This is a genomic window from Rhodococcus sp. 1168 (genome assembly GCF_002091955.1).
Lineage (GTDB): Bacteria > Actinomycetota > Actinomycetes > Mycobacteriales > Mycobacteriaceae > Rhodococcoides.
This window is the reverse complement of sequence record NZ_MKKY01000055.1, coordinates 216198-240579: the sequence shown is the minus strand read 5'-3', so window position 1 is coordinate 240579 and position 24382 is coordinate 216198. Positions and strand designations below refer to the sequence as shown.

Below are 24382 nucleotides of genomic sequence, written 5' to 3'. Positions count from 1 at the left end.
AACAGGCGGCCCTCGCCACAGCTTTGCAACGACTGCCGACATCCTTCGATGCCGATTACCGGTTGCTGCAACCGCGTTGCACCACTGCCGGTCACATCGCGAACATTGCTCGCCGAGGCCACACGAGAACTCACCCGACCCGTGGCCGGGGGGACTGATCACTCGAGATGAATCCATCGTCCACAATCGCAGCGAAGCAGGATGTCGATCCCGTGAACCCAACCGTGACCCCGACCACACCGCAGTCGGCGACCCGAGCGCAAGCCGGGATCGTACACGCGCAGCGGCTCGACCCGGACAATCCGGTCTTCGCGTTGGCGGAGGTCGTCGAGATTCCCGGCCGTATCGACGTCGAATGTCTGGCTCGTACACTCGAGACGGTTGCGGCGGAGGCCGACGTTCTCCGCCGCGAGATGGTCACAGCGACAGACGTCCCGGTGATCGACTGCACCGGATCTACCGATCCACATGCAACTGCGGACCGATGGATCGAAGCCGACATGGCCTCGCCGATGCGACCCGGCCACTCCCCCTTGGTCGTCTTCGCGATCCTGACGGTCGACGACACCACGACCCTCTGGTACCAGCGGTATCACCACAGCGTCCTCGATGGAGTCGGGGTGACCCTCGTTCAGGATCGAGTTGCGCGGGTGTACCGCGAGTCTGCTGCAGACGCCGTCGCGACGCCCGCCGACTTTGGCAGCATCGGCGATCTGATCGACGATGAAACGCAGCGCTGCACAGGCGAAGCAGCCACGGAAGACGGTCGATACTGGCGTGCACGACTGGCCGACCACGGCGGACCCGTGGCGATCGGCACACCGACGCACCGGGTGGCCGCAGGCCGTGTGCGACTCCGCTCCCGCCTTGAGGCCGACGTCGTCGACAGCCTACGCCGCGCGGCCCGCGACGCATCGGTCTCGTGGCCGGCTGTGCCGGTCGCAGCGCTGGCGATGGTGTCGGCTCAGGTCACCGGTGAGCGCGACGTAGTGCTGGCTCTCCTCACCTCGAATCGATCCACGTCCATGCGGCGCACTCCCGGCATGGTTTCGAACATCGTGCCGCTGCCGCTTCGTATCAACGCCGCCGACTCTCTGGCCGTCGCCCTCGGCGACGTAGCCGTCGGGTTGCGCACATCGGCGAAGCGGCAGCGGTACCGCTACGAAGATCTACGTCGCGGCGAAAGCTCGTCCGTGACCGGTGCACAGGTCAATCTCGTGCTGGGCGAAAGCGATCTGCGGTTCGGGACCGAGCGTGCCGAGGTCCGCAATCTGGCCGGCGGCCCGTTCGAGGACATGGCATTGGTAATCGATTGCCGCAACGGGGCAATCGAGATCGTCCTCGATTTCGACTCCGCCGTCTACACGCACGCCGATGCCGAGGTGATAGAGCAGCGGTACCACGCTGCGCTGACCGCCTTGGTCTCGATGGATGCCTCCGCGCCGGTTGCGGCTCTGAACGTGCTGACCGAGGCCGAGCGTCGCCGTGTCACCGGGTTCTCGGCAGGTCACCTTTCCGACACCGCCACCGAAACGAACCGCGTCACCGACCACCCGCTGGTACGACTCGGCGCCGCGTGCTCCGCAAATCCCCAGCGCACCGCGGCGGAATTCGGTTCCGAGAGTTGCTCGTACGCGGACATCGCGCGTCGTTCCGACGAAGTGGCCCGCTCGCTGCAGAGTGCCGGGGCCGAACCTGGGACGCTGGTCGGAGTAGCGCTGCCCCGGTCGGTCGACATGATCGTCGGTGTCCTGGCTGCATGGAAGGCGGGGTTGGGCTACGTGCCGATCGATCCGGCGCACCCGGCCGACCGCATCGCTCACATACTCCGAGACGCGAACCCCCAGCTGGTACTGACGCATTCGCGCACCGATTCGGTGGTACAGGACGCGGCAGATCGCAGCCGCACGGAGACCCGTACCCTGCGTATCGACGACGTTGATTCCCGAGCGATCGATCCCAGCAGCACCCTGGTGGACCGTCCGGACGACACCGCCACCGCCTACGTCATCTACACCTCGGGATCGACGGGAATTCCCAAAGGTGTCGCGGTGTCGCACGCCTCGCTGCGACACTTGGTCGACTGGGCAGTCGACACCTTCGGCGAACCCGGGCTCCGGCGGGTGTATTGCGCCACCTCGCTATGCTTCGACGTATCGGTCTTCGAAATCTTCCCTGCGCTGACGGTCGGTGGCACGGTCACCGTGGCCGAGAATCTACTCGAGTTGGCGCAGCACGGTTTCCGTGGATCGCTCGTCTCGGGCGTGCCGTCCGCAATGGTCGAGGTGCTCGACGGCGACGCAGTCGTCGAGGTCGACACCGTCGTACTGGCCGGCGAAGGACTGACCGACCATGCAGCCGAGCGCATCTCGCGAGCGGTTCCCGGTGCCCGAATCGCCAACATCTACGGTCCCACCGAATCGACCGTCTATGCAACCGCCTGGTTCTCCGCGGCCGACGGGTATCGGTCGACGGGCCAGGTACCTGCTGTCGATCCACCCATCGGGCGGCCGCTGCGTGGAATCCGCGCACACATCCTCGATGCGGCTCTGCGGCCGGTACCGGTAGGAGCGCGGGGTGATCTCTACCTGTCCGGTGCCGGCCTCGCCGAGAGCTACCACCGTCGACCTTCCCTGACCGCGGCGCGTTTCGTGGCACTGCCTGCATCGGCGGGCGTCGAATCCGCTGCAGGAGAACGAATGTACTACACCGGAGATCTGGCCGCGTGGTCGGATTCCGGCGACATACGTTACCTCGGCCGCGCCGACAACCAGGTCAAGATCCGCGGCCACCGAATCGAGACCGGCGAGATCGCGGCAGTGGTACGCACGCACCCCGAGGTAGCCGACGCGGTGGTGACGGCCCGCCTGGACGGGCCGAGTGGTGCACCGAGGCTGGTGGCGTACGTCGTGGCGCAGTTCTCCGATCACTTGCAGGCACGCATCACCGCGCACTGCGCGACTGCCCTGCCGAACTACATGATTCCGTCGGCAGTGGTGGCCCTCGACAGCTTCCCGAAGAATGTCAACGGCAAGCTCGATCTCGCGGCGTTGCCTGCTCCGACCGATGTCTCGGTCACCACGCCGTCGGGCACGAAGCCCGAGACCGACGCCGAAGTTGCGGTCTGCTCCGCGCTCGGAGATGTGCTCGGTCGTACAGTCGGGCTCGACGACGACTTCTTCGCGCTCGGGGGCGACAGCATCCTCGCGATCACCGCGATCGGTCGTATCAAGAGGGCCGGCCGCGCGGTGACCTTCCGCGACTTCTTCGACCTGCGAACCCCACGTCGACTCGCTGCCGGATCGACCACCGCGAGCGCCACCGTCGACGACAACCGGACCGGCACGCTCCCCGTGGTTCCGATGATGCACTGGTGGGCCGATCGAGCGGGGACCATCTCCACGTTCAATCAAAGTGTGCGCGTCCGAATTCCGCACGACACACAGGACGCCGATCTACGTTCGGCGCTGCGCGTCCTCCGCGACACCCACGACACGTTGCGCCTGCGGGTATCGGACGCTTCTGGACTGGGAGCGAAGATCGGCATCGACGCCGAGGACCGAGGTCCTGACGACGAGCTGTTGATCGCGGCGCACACCGACGACGAGTGCGAGCGAGCTCGACTGCTGCTCTCGCCGACGACCGGTCGGCTCCTGGTCGCCGTTCGTACTCGCCCCGACGAGTTGGTGCTGATCGTCCATCATCTGGCGATCGACGGCGTCTCCTGGCACGTACTGCTCGAGGATCTTCACCGAGCGCACGACGACATCAGGGCCGGACGGACACCGGAGGTGACGCCTGCTCCGACCTCGTACCGAACCTGGGCGACGGACCTGACACAAACTCCGTATCCGGACGACGAACTCGAGCACTGGCGGACGATCCTGAGCACTCCCGGTCCTGCGATTGCCGCCGAGCTCGATCCGGCGCTGGACACAGTCGGAGGCGAACGTGTGGAGAGCGTCGAACTGCCCCCTGCACTCTCGCGTGCACTCTCGAACGACACCCCGACCGCGACACACAGCACCACCGGCGACCTGCTTCTCGCAGCCCTGGTCCACGCGCTCGGCCACGAGGTGGTCGTCGATGTCGAAAGGCACGGCCGCGGAGGCAAATACGACCTGTCCCGGACCGTCGGGTGGTTCACCACCATCCATCCCGTCGCCCTGCATCCGCTCGATTCGGCACTCGAGACGATCGGCGCGGTCAAAAGTGCGCTGCACGCGATCCCGCGCGAGGGGCGCGGCTACGGACTCCTGCGATACCTCGACGCCGAGGCGGGGCCGATCTTGGCAACCGCACCGACCCCGCAGATCGGGTTCAACTACCTGGGCCGCTTGGTACAGGAAGGTCCGTGGTCGATCGACGCCGTCGCCCCGGTGCCTGCGGCCGAATCCGACGTCTCGTCGGCGCATCCAATCGAGATCACCGCGTACGCCACCACCGAGGGGGCGCTGACGCTGCACGTGACGTCGTGCCCGCGCCTGGTGTCGGAACGCTGGACCGCCGATCTCGTGGAACGGTGGCAACGCACGTGCGCCGACCTCGTCCGGGCAGCCCACGACGATCCGCGACGAGCGCTCGCCCCGAGCGATTTCGAGCTGTGCGACCTCGACACCGACGAACTGAACGTCGTGACGAACGCACACATCGCCGATCGAGGGCTCGACGACATCGCGGCCCCGACGCCGCTGCAATCAGGAATCGTGTTCCACTCGATCGCCGACGACACCGACGTCTACACCGCTCAATTCGTGTTCGAGCTCGGCGCCGACGTCGACGACGACTCGATGCAGGGTGCCGTCGACACGGTGATGGCGGAGAACCCGGGCTTGCGAACAGGTTTCCTGTGGAACGGCCTCCGCCGACCGGTGTCGGTCGTGCCGACCACCCTCGATACTCCGATCACGTCGGTACGCCTGCCAGGTGCATCCGCTGTCGACGTCGAGCAGATCACGGCCACCGAACGCGCGCGGCCGTTCCGCCTCGACACACCCCCGCTCATCCGATTCTTGGTGCTGCACCGCGATGTCGGACACACGACCATGGCGATCACGTGCCACCACTCGATCCTCGACGGGTGGTCCGTTCCACTGCTCGTGAAGCAACTGTTCGACGCGTACACGGTTCACGCGACGGGTCCGGGACCTGGGCGCTCGACTCGGCCCGAACGCCGCGGCCCCGCAGCGACGCCGCGCGAATTCCTCCGGTGGCGTGCCCTCCAGGACGTCGGTGCCGCAACGACGACGTGGGCAACCGCGCTGGACTCGGCGCAGCCGCTGAGCGTGGCCGACCTGACTCGGCCCACACCCCCCGATGAAACCGGTACCGACGCCTCCGTCCCATCTCGTACGACCGACTCGGTGGCCTTCCATCTGACACCCGACGAGGTCGAGAAGGTCACCGCGGTGGCCGCGCAGGCCCATGTCACCGTGGGAACGGTGGCCGAGGTCGCCACCGCGCTGGCGCTCGGATACGCGGGCAATCGCGACGACGTGCTGTTCGGTAAGACCGTCTCGGGACGGGCGATCGATCTCGACGGCGTCGACGAGATCATCGGCTGCCTGATCGAGACGGTGCCCGTTCGCGTCCGGATCGATCCGGACGCGACGCCGATGGAGTTGCTCTCGCGCGTACACACCGAGCATCTGGATCGGCAGAGTGCGTACTTCCTCGGCTTGGGAGAGATCGCGCGCATCGGTGGCGTCGGCCAATTGTTCGACGTACTGATGGTGTTCGAGAACTACCCCAACGACCTGGCGTCGACGCCGTCGGCATTCCCGATCGAGTCCATGGCTGCGGTGGACGCGACGCACTATCCGGTGACGATCGTGGTGGACCCACGCGATGGGTTGCACATGAGACTGGACTACCGACCGGCCCTCGTCGACGAGAGGTTCGTACGTGGCCTTGCCGATCGGATCCGTTCCGCCCTCGGCATGTTCGCCGCCGGCGATTCGATGTTCTGCGGTGACGTGGACCTGTCGACCCCGACCGAGCGTCGACAGATCCGGACCGAATGGAACGACACCGGTCACGACGTCGAAGCGTCGAGCCTGACCGATCTCGTCCGTGCCGGATCGCACGATGCCGTCGCGGCCGATCCGTCGTGGCCCGCGGTGATCTCGGACGGGACGGGCTACACCTACGCAGAATTCGACGACGCTGTCCGCCGGACGTCGGTCGAGTTGGATGCGATGGGCGTCCGCGGTCGAATCGTGGCGGTGACAGTGCCCCGGTCACCGGACATGGTGGTGGTACTGCACGCCGTCGTGGCAGCCGGTGCTGCCTATCTCCCCATCGACCCGGAGTTGCCGTCCGACCGCCGTGCGTATCTCGTCGGTGATGCCGAGCCTGCGGTCGTCGTCGGATCCGGACAGTGCGAGGTGTCCGGGACGTTCGACTACATCGACATCGACGAACTGCTCGCGAGGGCCGCGAGCCGACCGGCACTCGCGCTACCTGCACCTGATCCCACGTCGGCCGCCTACGTCATCTACACCTCGGGTTCGACAGGGCGACCCAAGGGGGTCAGCGTCTCGCACCACGCCATCGTCAATCGGCTCGTCTGGATGCAGCACGAGTACGGTCTCGATCGCCACGATCGGGTTCTGCAGAAGACCCCGACAAGTTTCGACGTGTCGGTGTGGGAACTGTTCTGGCCGTTGACTGTCGGTGCCACGATGGTCGTAGCCGAACCGAAGGGCCACACCGACCCCTACTATCTGGCCGGTCTGATCGAGCGTGCCGAGATCACGACCGTCCACTTCGTTCCGTCCATGCTCACGGCCTATCTCGCTGCGACCGACAGTGCCCGGTCGGTGTCGCTACGCCGGGTCTTCTGCAGCGGGGAAGCGTTGCCGGCAGAGTCCGTCGGGAGGTTCTTCGACTATTTCGATTCGTCCACTCCCCCTCGTCTGCACAATCTCTACGGACCCACCGAGGCCGCGGTCGACGTCACGTTCTGGGAATGCTCACGCTCCGACGTCGCCCGTGGGGTGGTTCCGATCGGCCGTCCGGTGTGGAACACGCGCCTGGCCATCCTCGATTCTCGCCTCCGACCGGTTCCCCCTGGCGCGCCGGGTGTCCTGTATCTGGCCGGAGATCAACTGGCCGACGGCTACGTGCATCGCCCGTCGTTGACGGCATCGCGCTTCGTCGCCGACCCGTTCGGCCCACCCGGTTCGCGGATGTACGACACCGGCGATCTGTGCCGATGGAGTCACGACGGCTCGGTGCAGTATCTGGGCCGAATCGACAATCAGATCAAGTTGCGCGGCCTGCGAATCGAGCTGGGCGAGATCGAGAACGTTCTGACCGGTCACCCCGCGGTGCGAGCAGCCGCGGTGGTCGCGCACAGGGTCGGGTCGGTGACCCAGTTGGTCGCGTACATCGCTCCCGAAGATGCTGTCGACATCGAGCGATTCGACACCCGGTCGGTCACCGATCACGCCGCGTCCGCGCTACCCGATTACATGGTTCCACCGATCCTCGTGGTGCTCGAGGACCTCCCACTCGGACCGAACGGAAAGCTGGACCGCCGGGCCTTACCGGCGCCCTCGGCGCCCGAGTCGGCGAACGAGCCCGCAGCAGACGAACTCGAGCAACTGGTCATCGACCTGTTCGCCCGAGTTCTGGAACGGACCGACGTCGGGGCCACGGACAATTTCTTCGCACTGGGCGGCGACTCCATCACCTCGATCGCGCTGGTCGGTCGCGCGGCATCGGCCGGACTGCACCTGGCTCCCGCAGATGTCTTCGCCGGCCGAAGTCCCCGCGGCATAGCCCGGTTGGCCACCCCACTGGGCGACCACGACATCGAGACCGGGCCCGCGGTCGGTACCGTTCCGCGGAGTCCGATCGTGGCTGCCTTCGACGGTATCGGGGCGTTGGGCGGACTGCATCAGTCGGTTCGGGTACGGGTTCCTACCGACGCCACCGCACAGACCCTCACCCGAGCCCTGGCGCTGGTGATCGACCGACACGACGCAGTACGCATGCGTCGTCGACCGGACGGCGAATTCGAGATCGCGCCACGCGGAACCGCCGAACGTGCGGTGACGGTCCAGGACAACGGTGACCACGATCTCGATCCGCTCACCGACGGACGTGACCTGGATCCGGACCAGGGTCGAATGTTGACGGCACGGTGGAGTCCCGAGCGGTCGGAACTGACGCTGATCGCACACCATCTGGTGGTCGACGGGTTGTCGTGGGAGCCACTGCTCGCGGATCTGGAGCTCGCCCACGCATACGTGCTCGACGAATCGACACCGACCGCCGTCATCGACGAATTCTGTGCATCCGAGGGCGGGACCTCGTACCGTCACTGGGCTCACATGATCACTCGTGACACCGCGGCACGCCTGCCCGAGCTCGATCACTGGCAGGCGACACTGGCGCCGCAGGAGTCCCCTGGATCGCGAACGATCCAGTCGACGACGCGTCCGCTCGGAACGGTTGCCGCCGCACGACTGACGACCCTCGACTTCCCGCTTTCGGTCAGCGATGCATTGACGTCGGTGATGCCCGAGGTCTTCCGCTGCACCGCGCAGGACGTTCTGTTGACGGGATTGACTGCTGCGCTGCAGCAATCGAACTCGAACACCTCCGTCACCGTCGACCTCGAAGGTCACGGACGCTCGACGGCTCGGACCGATCTCTCGCGCACCGTCGGCTGGTTCACCACGTTGTATCCGGTGCGCCTGCAGGTACCGGTCAGACCATGGGAAGACTTGCTGTCGAGCGGCGAGCATCTCGGGGCGTACGTCAAGGCCGTCAAGGAACAGGTGCGGGCGACCCCCGATGACGGAACCGGATTCGGGCAACTGCGCTATCTCGACCCGGTCGGCGAGCGCGTGCTGTCTCGGTACCCGAGCCCGGCAGTATGTTTCAACTATCTGGGCCGAATCGGTAGTGACGCCCCGACCGCGCTGTGGCGACCGGACGCGATCGGCGGCGGCGCGAATCCCGATGCACGACTGCGGCATGCAGTCGAGATCAACTGCGCTGTTCTCGGCGGTCGACTGCGATGCGACCTGGTCTGGGACACCACGATAATCGACGAGCGCGACATCGACGAACTCACCGAACTGTGGCGCACCGTCTCGACAGCCATGGCCACCCTGTGCACCGATGTGTCGAACGGCGGTGCGACTCCCTCGGACCTGAGTATTTCCGGCCTGACGCAAGCCGACATCGACGACATCGAAGACGATCTCGAATTCGAGTAAGGACAATTGTGACCAAGCCACGTGTACAAGACATTCTGAATCTGAGCCCGCTGCAGGAAGGGCTGCTGTTCCATTCGTTGTCCGGAGATTCGCAGTCCTACGTCGTCGCGGTCCGGTTGCCCCTTCGCGGCGCACTGGACGCGGACCGGCTGCGGAGCGCGGTGGACGAGCTGCACCGGCGGCACGACGCTCTCCGTAGTGCTTTCGTCGGGCGCAAATCCGGCGGATACGTACAGGTCGTCACCCGCGAGGCACCTACTCGCTGGACGAGTGAGGATCTGACCAAACTCACAGCGCAGGAACGGACATCGGCCCTCGAACGAGCTGCGGCGTCGGACCGAGAATTCGTTGTCGGGTCCGCACCGCTGATCGCATTCCGTTTGCTGAAGGTGGCGACGGACGACCACATTCTGCAGATCACCAACCACCATCTCATCCTCGACGGTTGGTCGATGCCGCTTCTCGCGCGCGAGCTGTTCGTGCTGTACGACAAGGGTGTGGCAGGTGCGGCGCTGGCCGACCCACCGGCCGCACGGGGGTATGCAGACTGGTTGGCCGCGCAGGACGCCGACGCAGCGTCGACGGCGTGGCGGCGATCACTGGCCGAGCCGATCGAACCGTCGCTGATCGCCGATGCGGCGCCGTCGGGTCCGATACGACAACACTGGTTCGAACTCGATCCGCAGTTCACCGCCCACTTGCGTGGAGTACTCCGTGACCGCGGCTTGACCCTCAACACCGTGGTGTCGGGCGCATGGGCGCTGGTGCTCGCACGGTTGCTGAACCGTGACGATGTGGTATTCGGATCGACGGTTTCGGGACGTCCACCAGAGGTCCGCGGGATCGAGTCGATGGTCGGCCTGTTCATCAACACGATCGCGGTTCGGGTGCGCCTGGATCCCGCCGAAACGGTCTCGGAATTGCTGTGCCGACTGCAGGCCGAACAGACCGAGCTCATGCCGTTCCACCACGTCAAACTGTCCGAGGCACAACGTATCGCCGGCGTCGGTCAGCTTTTCGACAGCTTGACGGTCGTCGAGAACTATCCACTCGATTCCGACAGCGCAGTCGCGGAGGGACTCTCACTCGGTGAGGTGCAGACCGTCGAGGCCACGCACTACCCGCTGACAATCGTCGCCTTCCCGTCGGACACCGTGAAAATTCGGATCGACGCAGCGGACTGGAGCGGGTTCGATGGTGCCGCCATCGCCGCTCGACTGCACCGCGTACTCGAAGCCCTCTGCAGGGACCCGGAGGTCTCGATTGCCGGCCTGGACCTGCAGTCCGAGAACGAGATCGCTGTGTGGGACCGGTGGAACGACACGGCACGGCCGACGGACCGCCTCTCCCTGGCGCACCTGTTCGAGCAGACCGCCGACCGGCACCCGGATTCGATCGCGGTGCAGAGTCTGTCACTCGACGCCACCACTCTGACCTACCGCGAACTCGGGGACCGCGCGCGCAGCCTCACGCGGTCGTTGATCGCACGAGGTGTCGGTCCAGACGACATCGTGGCGCTGGTGCTGCCGCGCTCGGCCGAACTGATCGTGGCAATCCTCGCCGTCGCCGGAGCAGGCGCGGCGTACCTACCCATCGATCCGTCGTACCCGGAAGACCGCATCGAGTTCATGATCGACGACTCCGCTCCGGTGCTCGTCGTTCGAGACGGCGCGGAGCTCGGACACGTCGACAGCGCACCGGTGGTGTCCGACGACCGTGCCACGTGCAATCCCGCCGACCTGGCGTACGTGATCTATACGTCCGGATCCACCGGTGTGCCCAAGGGCGTCGCCGTGTCCGCAACCGGACTCGCCTCGTTCAGCTCGTCGATCGTGGATCGCTTCGGCGCCGACGAGCACAGTCGCGTTCTGGCGTTCGCGTCGCCGAGCTTCGACGCCTCGGTACTCGAGATTCTGCTGGCCTTCGGATCCGGAGGCACGCTGGTGATCCCGCCGGCAGGCCCCCACGTCGGCGAAGAGCTCGCGGAGTTGCTGATCGCAGGCGAGATAACCCATACCTTGATCCCCCCGGCCGTGCTTGCCACCGTCCCCACCGACACGCCACTGCCGGCGTCGACCACCGTCGTCGTCGGTGGTGATTCCACCTCCACCGAACTCGTGACGGCCTGGTCCGAGCGAGTCCGTCTGATTAACGCATACGGTCCCACCGAGGTCACCGTGGCGGCCACGATCAGCGAGAGATTGGGTTCGGCTGCGGCTGTGTCCCTCGGTACTCCCCTGGAGAACGCGCAGGTCCACATTCTCGACACGATGCTGTCGCCGATAGCACCGGGTGATGTCGGCGAGGTCTACGTCGGCGGTCTCGGTCTCGCACGCGGGTACCTCAACCGGCCGGGAACCACCGCCGGACGGTTCGTGGCGAACCCGTTTTCACCCCGCGGGGAGCGCCTGTATCGAACGGGTGACCTCGCCCGCTGGGAGGCAGGGCGCGCCTACTACGTCGGACGGGCCGACGACCAGGTCAAGATCCGCGGCCATCGTGTCGAGGTCGGCGAGGTGGAAAACGCTGTCGCTGCCCTCGACGGCGTCGTCGGGGCTGTGGTTCTCGTGCTGCGCGACACCGGCAGACCCGCACGGCTGGTCGCGGTGGTCCGGTGCGATCGACAGTCCACGAGTGAAACCGAACTGCGAACGCGACTGTCCGCGACGCTGCCGGACTTCCTCGTCCCGGCTCGTATCGTGGCGGTCGACGAACTGCCGTTGACGCGCAACGGCAGCAAGGTCGACCGGAACGCGTTGATCGCACGCCTGCCCGAACTCATGGCCCGTCCCACCGAATCCGACAGCGCGCCGAAGGCGACGCACTCCGACGACGACACCGAATCTGCCCTCCGTGCAGTGTTCGCCGACGTTCTCGGTGTGGACAGCGTGCAACCGGAGGACAACTTCTTCGACCTCGGTGGCGACAGCATCGTGTCCATGCAGCTGGTCTCGCGTGCCCGAGCTGCAGGCGTCGTCTTCACTCCCCGTGACGTCTTCAACAATCGGACGCCGCGGGCGTTGGCCTCGCTGATCGCGGCCCGAACGTCGGCTGCCACCGAATCCGGCGCGGTCACGAGTGCCGATCCGACACCAGAGGCATCAGGTGCGGTGTCGGGACCCGTCCCACTGACCCCCACGATGCACTGGCTACGCGAGACAGGCGCCCACGTCGACGACTTCTGCCAGGCCGTCACCGTCGCCGTTCCCGCCGATCTCGACGCCCGTCGACTGGCTGCGGCGCTGCAGATGGTGCTCGACCGCCACGACAGCCTCCGGTTGCGGTTGACGGTGGAGGGAGCGGACCGCATTTCGGAGAAGGCCGAGGGCGACAAGCGCCCGGCTCTGTGGAGTCTCGACGTGACACCTGCGGGTGAGGTCCAATCGGTGGATCTCGTTCGGCACGTCGACGCGGCGGGTGACCTCGACTCGGTGGTAGCCGCGGAGGCCATGGCCGCGAGGGCGCGGCTGCGGCCCAGCGACGGTGTGATGGCACAGTTCGTGGTGGTCGCCGACGGACATCGCCCCGGTCGACTCGTCGTGTGCATCAACCATCTTGCGGTCGACGGTGTCTCCTGGCGAATCCTGCTCGACGACATTGCCGTCGCCTACCGCGCGTGCGGAGGGGCCGGCGCGGCGGCGGCCTCGGTACCCACCGGTTTCCGGCAGTGGGCCCGTTCACTCGTCGACCGCGCGGGGGCCGTCTCCGGCTCGTTCCATCGGTGGTTCGACGTGATCGATGCTGCCGGTACGCAACTGCGCACCGAGGAACTCGATCCGCGTCTGGACACGGTCGCCACGGTGCGCACCAGAACGGTGACGATCCCGCCTGCAACGGCTGCTCGCCTACTAACCGATGTACCGACCCTCTACGGGACCACGATCTCGGAGAACCTGCTGGCGGCACTGGCCGTAGCAGTGTCGGCGAACACCGAGGTCTCCACCAGCTTGATCGACGTCGAGGGACACGGCCGCTCGGGCGACGACGACCTCGATGTCACCGGGACCGTCGGCTGGTTCACCGCCATCTCTCCCGTCGCGGTGTCGGTGCCGACCGACGCGGCTCGCCGTTGGGCGGGCGATCCGGAATCGGCGGCGCCGTGGATCGCATCGGTGCTCAAATCCGTGAAAGAGCAAGTGCGAGAACTCCCGCCCGCAGAAACCTACGGACTGCTGCGCTACCTGAACCCACAGACCGTCGTACCGCTCGCCGGCCAACGACGTCCGCAGATCGGCTTCAACTACCTCGGCCGATTCACCGTGTCCGACGACGTCCAGGATTGGTCGGTCGCCTCGGGTTCGGGCGTCATCGGCGGCGGAATCGACGACGACGCACCGTTGCCGCACCTGCTGGAGGTCACCCTCGTGACCGAGGACAAGCTCGACGGCCCACATCTGAGTGCATCGTTCTCGTGGGCATTGAGATTGCTCACCGCCGGTGAGGTCGACGCCGTCGCCGACACATTCGTCGCGGCACTCGACGCTCAAGTGGAGCATTCTCGAGTCCCCGGAACGGGTGGTCGAACCCCGAGCGACTTCCCGTTGGTGGCCCTCACCCAGCGCGAGGTGGACCTCGTCACCGACGAGGTCGACGTCGTCGACGGCGGCATACTACCTCTCTCCGGCTTGCAGCAGGGTCTGCTCTTCCATGCGGCATTCGACTCGGTCAGCACCCTGTACAGCGTGCAACTCGTCGTCGAGCTCGGCGGGTCGCTCGATCCCGAGTTGCTTCGGCTCAGCGCGGCCGCACTGGCACAACGATTTCCGAACCTCACTGCCCGCTTCTGGTACGAGGACGTCTCGACACCGGTGCAGGTCTACGCGGCAGACGTAGCCGTGCCGTGGGAGTTCATCGACCTCGGCAACGACACCGCGGCAGCGGAATCAGTACTCGGTCAGATTCGCTCGCAGCCGTTCGATCTGGCGCAACCGCTGTTGCGGTGGGCTCTGATTTCGGTCGGCGGGACGCACCGGCTCGCACTCACCCATCACCACCTGCTGTTCGACGGGTGGTCGGCACCGCTGCTGATCCGAGACCTGTTCCAGCTCTACGAGAACGGAGGTTCGGCGACGGGTCTGCCGAGCCCGCCGCCGTTCGAGAACTACCTGCGGTGGCTGACCGAAACCGACAGCGCACGTTCGGCAGCCGTGTGGGCAGCAGAATTGGACGGCCTGACCGAGCCGACACTGGTTGCCGGACCCGAGAATGCGACGGCGTCGAAGTATCCGGTGGTGTCGAGGCGCACGATCGACCTGAGCGCCGAGACCACCGCCGCGTTGACCGCGCGGTCGCGCACTGCCGGTGTGACACTGAACTCGACCGTCCAGGCGATCTGGACGCTGGTTCTCGCTGCAGTGACCGGCCGCGACGACGTCGTCTTCGGAGCCACCGTGTCCGGTCGTCCGCACGACCTCGATCGCGTCGAGGACATGGTGGGGCTCTTCATCGGAGCGGTTCCGTTGCGCACCCGCATCGATCACGACAGCACCTTCGAGGCACTGGCCCGGACCCTCTCGGAACAGCAATCGAGAGTTCTCGAATACAGCCACGTCGGCCTCGGCGCCATCGGAGCCGCAGTCGGAATCGGCGAACTGTTCGACACGCTGGTGGTGTTCGAGAACTACCCGATCGACGAATCGACGTCGCTGCCAGGGGATCTCACGATCAAATCCGTCGTCGGGCACGATGCGACCCACTATCCGCTGACGCTGGTCGTCGTGCCCGGAGACAACCTGACGATACGACTCGATCACCGCGCGGACCGGATCGACGCAGGCGTGGTCGACGCCGTCGAGTCGCGATTGAGATCGATCGTGCAGACGCTGACGAACGGTTTCGACACCGAGCTCACACCGTTGCTCGCTCTCGACGCTGCCGAGTCCGACCAGGTCACGAGGTGGGGCACCGGCTCGTCGACCGCGATCGACGGACCGAGCCTCGGTGCCGTGTTCGCCGATCGCGTGGCCGAGGACCCCGACGCGATCGCCGTGATCACCGACACCGATCGATACACCAGAGCCGATATCGCACACGCAGCGTCCGAACTGTTGAATGTGCTGTACGACAACGGTGTACGACGTGGTGACCCGGTGTTGCTCGGCCTGCGCCGAGGAGTCGAGCTACTGATCGCGACGGTAGCGGTGGTCGGCCTGGGCGGACGGTACGTCCCGCTGGACCCGCGCAGCCCCGATACACGCCTGCAGGCGATCGTCGACGACGTCCGCGCACCGGTGATGCTGGCGGACGATTCGGTCACGGACCGGGACATAGATTTTCGGGCGCACATCGTGCGCGTCGACCAGCCGTCCCTACGTCGATCCGAGCGGGTGGACTGGCTGCCGCTCGACTCGGTGGGCCCGACCGACGGCGCGTACGTGATGTACACCTCGGGTTCGACCGGAACCCCGAAGGGGGTGGAGATCGGGCACGGTGACGTGCTCGCGCTGGTGGCCGATTCCGCCTTCGACAGTGCTCGTTTCGATCGAGTGCTGGTTCACTCTCCGCACGCGTTCGATGCCTCCACGTTCGAGATGTGGGTTCCCCTGCTCCGCGGCCGAGAAATCGTGATCGCCGCCGACAGTCCCTTCGGCATCACCACCGCAGACGTAGTCTCCGAATCGATCATCCGGCACGGTGTGACCGCCGCGTGGTTGACGGCCGGACTGTTCCGAGTCCTCGTCGAGACGCATCCGGAGTGCTTCTCTGTGCTCGCGGAAGTGTGGTCGGGCGGTGACGTCGTTCCCGCCGACACCGTTCGGGCCGTCAGGGCCGTCAACCCCGCACTCGTGTTCACCGACGGCTACGGACCGACGGAAACCACGACGTTCGCCACCCGCGGTCGTATCGACGCGACGGACGACATTCCCGACACCCTCCCCATCGGACGTCCGATGGACAACATGCGGTTGTACGTTCTCGGACCGGACCTGACAAGACGCGGTGTCGGGGCGGCGGGCGAGCTCTACATCGCCGGTCACGGTGTCGCAGCCGGATATCTCCACCGACCGGCACGGAGCGCAGGTTCGTTCGTCGCAGACCCGTACGGACCGGCAGGCGCGCGGATGTACCGCACCGGCGACCTGGTGATGTGGAACGAGAACGGCGATCTGGAGTTCGTCGGTCGTCTCGACGATCAGGTCAAGGTGCGTGGCTTCCGCATCGAACTCGGTGAGATCGAGTCGGTCGTCGCCGCCCAGCCCGGTGTCCGGCACGCGACTGTCGTGGTGCGCGAGGACCGCCCGGGCGACAAACGCGTCGTCGCATACGTCGTCGGCGACGGTGTCGATGCGCTGGACACCGACGAACTGGCCCACCTCGCCGCCTCCAGGCTGCCCGACTACATGGTGCCTGCCGCGTTCGTACAGATCGACGCATTGCCGATCACGGCGAACGGCAAGGTCGATCGGCGAGCACTGCCCGAACCTGTCTATCGATCGAACGCCGACGGCCGAGCAGCGCGCAGCGACGAAGAGGCCGCGCTCTGCGCACTGTTCGGTGACGTGCTCGGTATCGCCGAGGTGACGATCGACGACAACTTCTTCGCCCTCGGCGGGCACTCGCTGACTGCGACCAGACTGATCGGGCGTATTCGTTCGACGGTCGGTCGGCAGGCGACTATTCGTGACCTGTTCGAGAACCCCACCGTCGCGCAGCTGATCGACGTACTCGGCGGCACGGTCGATCCGGCAACCGTCCTCGCTCCCACCGACCGGCCGCAGCACATCCCCACGTCCTACGGGCAGAGCCGGATGTGGTTCCTCGATCGGCTCGACGGGGATGCGTCACCGTACAAGATCCCCATCGGGCTACGCATCCGCGGATCCGTCCACGTCGGCGCGTTGGAGGCTGCGTTCGGGGACGTCGTCGCACGACACGAGGTGCTACGCACTGTCTTCGAGGAGGTCGACGGCGAGCCGTACCAGGTGATCTTGCCGGTAGGGTCGGGCGCACCCGCGCTCGAGGTGGTGCCGGTATCGAGCGCAGGCACCCACCACGACGCCCGAGAGATCGTCGCGCGGGGATTCGATCTCGCCACCGATCCCCCACTGCGCACGGCACTGATCGAATGCGCACCGGACGACCATCTGCTGGTGATCGTGCTGCATCACATCGCCGGTGACGGGTGGTCGATGGCTCCGCTTGCAGCCGACCTGTCCACCGCCTACGAAGCACGCGTCGCCGGGCATGCTCCCGATCTACCGGCGCTCGCGGTGCAGTACGCCGATTACGCACTCTGGCTGCGGCGTTCGATGGGTGCGGAATCCGATCCGCATTCGCGATACCACGAAGCTGCCTCCTTCTGGCGCGACGCGCTCGCCGGTATTCCGGATCCACTCGACCTCCCGCTCGATAGGCAACGCACCGCGATCGAGGACACCGAGTCGGTCACGGCCGGCTCGATCACCGTCGCCGTTCCGGTCGAGATTCACACCGCTCTGGTCGACCTCGCTGCACGACGAGGCGCGAGCCTGTTCATGGTGCTGCACTCTGCGCTGTCTGCGTTGTTGACGCGGTTGGGTTCGGGCGAGGACGTCGTCATCGGATCACCGGTTGCAGGCCGTGGTGAAGAAGCACTGAGCGATCTGATCGGCTTCTTCGTCAACACCCTGGTGTTGCGCGCCGATACGTCAGGAAATCCGACCTTCGTGGAACTGCTGGCGAGAGTGCGTGATTGGGATCTGAGCGCGTTCGCGCACCAGGACATGCCGTTCGAACGGCTGGTCCAGGAACTCAATCCGGTGCGATCGAACAGCCACCACCCGCTCTTCCAGGTACTGCTGGTGTTGCAGAACAACACGGCTGCGGAGCTGGACCTGAGTGGATTGTCGGTGGCCGTCGAACCCGTCGATGCGCATGCCGCCCAGTTCGACCTGTCCTTCGACGTCACCGAACGCGTGGTGGACGGAACCGCACGCGGATTGTCGATCCGATTCGACTTCTCCGCCGACCTGCTCGGCGAGGCTTCGGCGCACGCACTCGTACAGCGTTTCGTCGCAGTCCTCTCCAGCGTCGCCGCCGACCCGGACATCGAGATCGGCGCGATCGAATTGTTGACGGCAGACGAGCGCCACTACCTCGAGGCCGGTCTGAACAACACCGCGCGTTCGTCCTCCGTGCACGACGTCACCGAACAGGTCCTTCGCATCGCCCGCGATACCCCGGACGCACCGGCGGTGCGCGATGCCGATGGGACGGTCGGCTACGCAGTTCTGGCCGGGCGGGTTGCCGCGCTGGCGCAGTCGCTGCGAGCTGGGGGCGTCGAGCCAGGTGACGTCGTCGCCGTCTGCAGTCGACGCAGCACGTCGGTGGTCGTCGCGCTACTGGCCATCACGGCTGTCGGGGGCGTCTACACCCCAGCGGACCCGGGTGCTCCGGTACACCGACTGGCCGGCCAGGTGACCGACAGTGGGGCCGTGCTGATTCTGACCACGGCCGACGACCAGCTCGACGCGGCCGCGCTCGCCGGAGCTGCAGGAGGGCTACCGATCGCGGTCGTCGACGCGTCCGAACTCGATCCGGGCACCGTGTCGTGGCCGAAGTGGCAGTTCGACCACCCGGCGTACGTACTGTTCACGTCCGGTTCCACCGGACGACCCAAAGGCGCTCTGGTGCACCGCGGCGGGATGGTCAACCATCTGCTGTCCAAGGTCGAAGAGCTGCACGTACGCAGCGAGGACGTCATCGTGGCGAACGCGCCGTTGAGCTTCGACATCTCCATCTGGCAAATGCTCGCACCGTTGCTGGTGGGCGCACAGGTCCGGATCGTCGACGCCGATTGTGCACGCGATCCGGCCCAGCTGTTCGAAGTCGTTGCGAACGAGGGTGCGTCGATCCTCGAGGTGGTCCCGTCACTGCTGCGCGCGGCACTCGACGACTGGGATACCGGTGGCACACCGCCCACACTCGATCGACTGCGTCGGCTCGTCGTCACCGGTGAGGCGCTGCCCCGCCAGCTGTGCAACCGGTGGCTCGAACGAACCGGCGTTCCACTGGTCAACGCGTACGGCCCGACCGAATGCAGTGACGACGTCACCCATGCGGTCATCGACCGATACGACCGCGACTCGGTCGTTCCCATCGGCACGGCGATCCGCAACACCGGCCTGTACGTGCTGGACGACAGGCTCCGCCCGACGCCTCCCGGTACCGGCGGCGAGATGTACGTCGGCGGAGCCGGAGTCGGACTCGGATACCTCGGCGACCCTCGGCGTACCGCGGCGACGTTCGTCGCCGACCCCTTCGGCGAACCCGGCGGCAGGGTGTACCGGACCGGCGACACGGTGCGCTACCGACCGGATCGGCAACTTGAGTTCATCGGTCGAAACGATCACCAGGTCAAAATTCGAGGACAACGGATCGAACTGGGCGAGATCGAGGCCGCGCTGCGTACGAACGAGCACGTGAGCGATTGCGTCGCCACGGTGCCGATCGGGCCGTCCGGACACCCCACTCTCGTCGCACATGTGGTCGGAGACATCGATGCGGATTCGCTTCGAAAGCATGTTGCGTCTGCGCTTCCCGCGGCGATGGTCCCGGCCGCATTCGTGATGATGGACCGTCTGCCGCTGACGGCCAACGGCAAGGTCGATCGCGCCGCGCTGCCTGCGGCCGACCTCACCTCGGATCGACGAGAGAGGGTGGCGCCGCGAACGGACGCGGAGGTCGCCGTGTCGGCGATCTATGCGGAACTACTCGGCGTCGACGACGTCGGCATCGAGGACGACTTCTTCGCGTTGGGCGGGCACTCGTTGCTCGCGGTGCGCCTGATCAACAGAATTCGAGCGAATCTCGGAGTGGAGACGACGATCCGCGAGGTGTTCGACAACCCGACGGTGATGGCTCTGTCAGCCGCCTTGGGACCGGAGACCGCGGCGCGGGCGGCGCTCACCTCGATCGAGCGACCCGCAGTGCTACCGCTGTCGTACGCGCAGCGTCGCCTGTGGTTCCTGGCGCGGTTCGACGCACACCCCGGTGCGTACAACGTGCCGACAATTCTGAAACTGACCGGCGATCTGAACGTCGACGCGCTGCGAGCTGCACTCGCGGACGTCGCCGCCCGTCACGAAATTCTCCGTACGATCTTCCCCGAGGTCGACGGAGAACCGGCGCAGGTGATCTGCAGCGACCGAGTATCCGAACTCGATGTCCGCACCGAGGTGTCGAACCCGATCGAACAGGTACAGCTCGCAGCGCGAGAGCCGTTCGATCTGACTGCAGATCTCCCGATGAGGACTACACTGGCCTCGAGCGACGCCGAGCACTACCTCGCGATCACGTTGCATCACATCGCCACCGACGGCGGATCGGCGGGCACGCTGGCCGCGGACCTGGCCGATGCGTACACCGCGCGGCTCTCCGGTGCAGCACCCGACTGGACGCCACTGTCGGTTCAGTACGCCGATTACGCGCTCTGGCAACGCCGGCTGTGGCCGAGCGAGGCGGGCGGTACGAGCGATCCCCATCTGGCCTACTGGCAGGACACGTTGGCCGACCTGCCCGAGGAGCTCGCGGTCCCGACGGACCGGCGTCGCCCGACGGACCCGACCTTCGAGGCGGGTAGCGTCGATCTGCACGTGCCCGCCGAGGTGCACCGCGCGCTCGCATCCCTTGCCGCACAATGCGATACGAGCACCTTCGTCGTGATCACCGCCGCCCTCTCGGCCTTGCTCGGCCGGATCGGCGGGGGTGACGACATTCCCATCGGCACCGTGGTCGACGGTCGAACCGATCGCGAACTCGAGCCGTTGGTCGGGTTCTTCGTCAATACGCTGGTGCTGCGAACCGATCTGTCAGGCAGCCCGACGTTCCGGGAACTGGTCACGCGGTGCCGAGAGCGGTCGCTGTCCGCGTTCTCCCACCAAGAGCTGCCGTTCGAACGGCTCGTCGAGGTGCTGAACCCGTCCAGGTCGGTGGCGCGGCACCCTCTGTTCCAGACGATGCTCTCGTTCCAGAATCACCGCGAGCTCGAGTTCGACCTGCCGGGTGTGCGGGTCGAGGCCGTCCCCGTCGGAACCGGAGCAGCGAAGTACGACCTGTCCTTCAACCTGGCCGAGGGACCTGACATGTCGGGGTTGATCGGTCGGATCGACTATGCCCGCGATCTGTTCGACCACCGGACCGTCGCACGCACGGCAGAACGGCTGCAGCAGCTGCTCGCCGGCTTCGCGGCAGAACCGGATCGAATGGTCGGCAGCGTGCCCCTGGTGACCGAGCAGGAACGACGAGTGTTGCTGCACGACTTCAACGACACCGGATCGACTGCACCCGAACACACCGTCGTGGAAATGTTCCAAGAGCAGGTGCGTCGGACGCCCGAGGCGATCGCGGTGTACCACCACGGCAACCGAATCGACTACCGGACGCTCGACGACCTGTCCGACGGATTCGGACGGTGGCTCGTGGCCGACGGCGTGAGTGCAGGCGACCACGTGGCGATCTGCCTCGGCCGCTCGTTGGAGCTGTTCGTCGCGGTGCTCGGTATCGCCAAGGCCGGCGGCGTCTACGTCCCGATCGATGCCGCGCTGCCCGAGGAGCGAGTGTCCCGAATTCTCGAGATCACCCGGCCTCACTCGATCGTGACCACTGCATCTGCGTCGGCGATGCAGTACTCGGACCGATATGCAGTGGTCGACATCGGTGCCTACATCGAAAATTTCGTATCGACGGGCGAAGTCACCGACAACGGCCCCAGGACCGCTCCGCGTTTGCACGATGCGGCGTACGTCATCTTCACCAGTGGGTCGACCGGAGTTCCGAAGGGCGTCGTGATCGAGCACTACTCGCTCGCCGACTACCTGCGTTTCGCCCGGTCGAGCTACGACGGAATCGGCGGACTCGCCGTCCTGCACTCGTCGATCTCGTTCGACCTCAGCGTCACAGCGATGTTGACGCCCCTGGTATGCGGCGGAGCGGTGCTGGCGGTCGATCTGGATTGCCTCGACGAGTTCGACGTCGGAGTCCTCGACGAGCACCGGTGCACGTTCCTCAAGGCGACCCCGAGCCACCTCCCCCTGTTGGACGCACTGCCTGCGTCGTTGGCACCGGCTCGGCAACTCCTGCTCGGCGGCGAAACGCTCACCGGTGCTGCGATATCAGGCTGGCGGTCCGCGCACCCGGACACCACCGTCTACAACATGTACGGACCTACCGAGACCACGGTGAACTGCTCACAGTTCGCCGTCGCGCCGCAAGACGAGATCGAGGACGGCCCCCTGCCCATCGGTGGGCCGATGGACAACACGCGCTTCTACGTACTGGACTCGTCGCTCGGGCTACTACCGGTGGGCGTGCCGGGCGAGATCTACATCGCAGGCAACTGCCTGGCCCGCGGGTATCTCGGCCGTCACGCGTCCACCGCGGCCAAGTTCGTTGCAGATCCATTCGCCGTCGACCCCGGGGCGCGAATGTATCGCAGCGGAGACGTCGGACACTGGAATACCGACGGCACGGTGACGTTCCTGCACCGCGTCGACGACCAGGTCAAGCTGCGCGGATTTCGAATCGAGCTCGGAGAGGTCGAGTCCGCGGTGACCGCCCTCGCCGGGGTGGTCACCGCGACGGCCATGGTGCGTGAGGATCGACCGGGCGACCGCAGGCTGGTGGCGTACGTGGTCCTCTCAGACGGCCACACCGAGCCACCGTCGGAGTCTGCGTGGCGCGCTGGTGTCGCCGACGTCCTGCCCGAGTACATGGTTCCGGCCGCGATCGTGCCGGTGTCGTCGATTCCGTTGTCTGCCAACGGAAAAGTAGTACGGGACCGCTTGCCTGCGCCGATGTGGTCTGCGGACGCCGACTACACACCACCCGGTTCCGCGGTGGAGCGCGCCGTGGTGACGCTCTTCGAGCAGGTCCTCGGCGCGGACAGGGTCGGCCTCGACGACGACTTCTTCGAACTCGGCGGCCATTCGCTGCTGGCGGTGAAGCTGACGAAGGAGATCGGTGTGACGTTCGGAACCGACATCGGACTGCGTGCGCTGTTCGCGGCCCCGACGCCGGGTCGACTTGCTGCGCTGCTCGAATCGGACGACAGCACCGGAGAATCGGACGGCTTAGACGGCCTTCTTCCGCTGCGTTCCAGCGGTTCACGTCCCCCACTGTTCTGCATTCATCCTGCCAGCGGATTCGCCTGGTCCTACTCGGGCTTGCTGCGGTCGGTTCCGGCAGATGTGCCGATCTACGGACTGCAGTCCGCCGGACTCGACGGTGCAGTGCCGCTTCCGAACACCCTTGCCGACATCGCCTCGGACTACATCGACCGAATCCGGGCAGTGCAACCGCATGGTCCGTACCACGTCGTCGGGTGGTCCTTCGGTGGTTTGGTCGCCCAGGAGATGGCTACGCAGCTCGAGGAGACAGGAGACGAGGTGGGTCTGCTGGCCTTGCTCGACGCGTTCCCCAAGCTCGAGTCCGATCCTGGCGTAGGCGCAGCGGATCCCGACGAACTCTGGGCCGCGTTGCTGGCGGTGGCTGGAGTGCCACCGGAGGACGTGGGCGGGGCGGTGGGTGATCCAGCCGCGATCGCTGCCCGACTCAACGAGCAGGATTCGGTACTGGGCCATATGACGGCAGAGCGCGTGCGTGCCCTGGAAACTGTGTTCGAGAACAACACTCGGCTCTCCGCCGAGCATCGTCCACGCCCCTACGACGGCCCCGCCACCGTCTTCGCGGCAGCCCGCGACCACGGACCGTCCGCACCCGAACGCCGACGGTGGAACGGTGCGCTGGACGCCATCGAGTTCGTGGAGATCGATGCCGGCCACAACGACATGACCCGACCCGAACCGATCGCCCGTATCGGTGCACATCTGACCCACCTACTAGGAGGAGAAACCGCCCATGAGTACCAATCCGTTCGATAACGACGATCTGACATTCTCCGTTCTCGTCAACGCAGTCGGACAACACTCGCTGTGGCCCCAGTTCGCCGACGTACCGGGCGGATGGGACGTGGTCTTCGGGCCGGGGTCGCGCGCAGCGTGCCTGGACTTCGTCGAGGAGAACTGGACCGATATGCGCCCACGATCGGTCGACGAGGCCACGCACACTGCACACACGTGAGCCGAGCACAGCAGGACTTACAGGAAGCTGCATCGCCCGAGATTCGTGGCCGACGGGACAGTAGCGTCGACAGGGACGAACGAACGAAAGGA

Annotated in this window: 3 protein-coding genes; all 3 read left to right on the top strand. The window is 66.2% G+C overall.

The genetic code is table 11. The features are described from left to right. Positions 1–212 precede the first annotated feature (212 nt). Genes BJI47_RS10970 through BJI47_RS10960 form a run of 3 tightly spaced genes read left to right on the top strand, consistent with a single transcriptional unit; the run spans position 213 to position 24290 of the window. Positions 213–9233 carry a non-ribosomal peptide synthetase gene (locus BJI47_RS10970; protein ID WP_176224800.1) on the top strand — a complete coding sequence of 3007 codons (9021 nt, stop codon included), beginning with the start codon at positions 213–215 and terminating at the stop codon, positions 9231–9233. Between the two features lie 8 nt (positions 9234–9241). Beyond that, positions 9242–24091 carry a non-ribosomal peptide synthetase gene (locus tag BJI47_RS10965; RefSeq protein WP_176224799.1) on the top strand — a complete coding sequence of 4950 codons (14850 nt, stop codon included), beginning with the start codon at positions 9242–9244 and terminating at the stop codon, positions 24089–24091. After that, positions 24069–24290: an MbtH family protein gene (locus tag BJI47_RS10960; RefSeq protein ID WP_088943747.1), complete on the top strand. Its 222-nt coding sequence runs from the start codon at positions 24069–24071 to the stop codon at positions 24288–24290. Before BJI47_RS10965 ends, BJI47_RS10960 begins: the two co-directional genes overlap by 23 nt. Positions 24291–24382 lie beyond the last annotated feature (92 nt).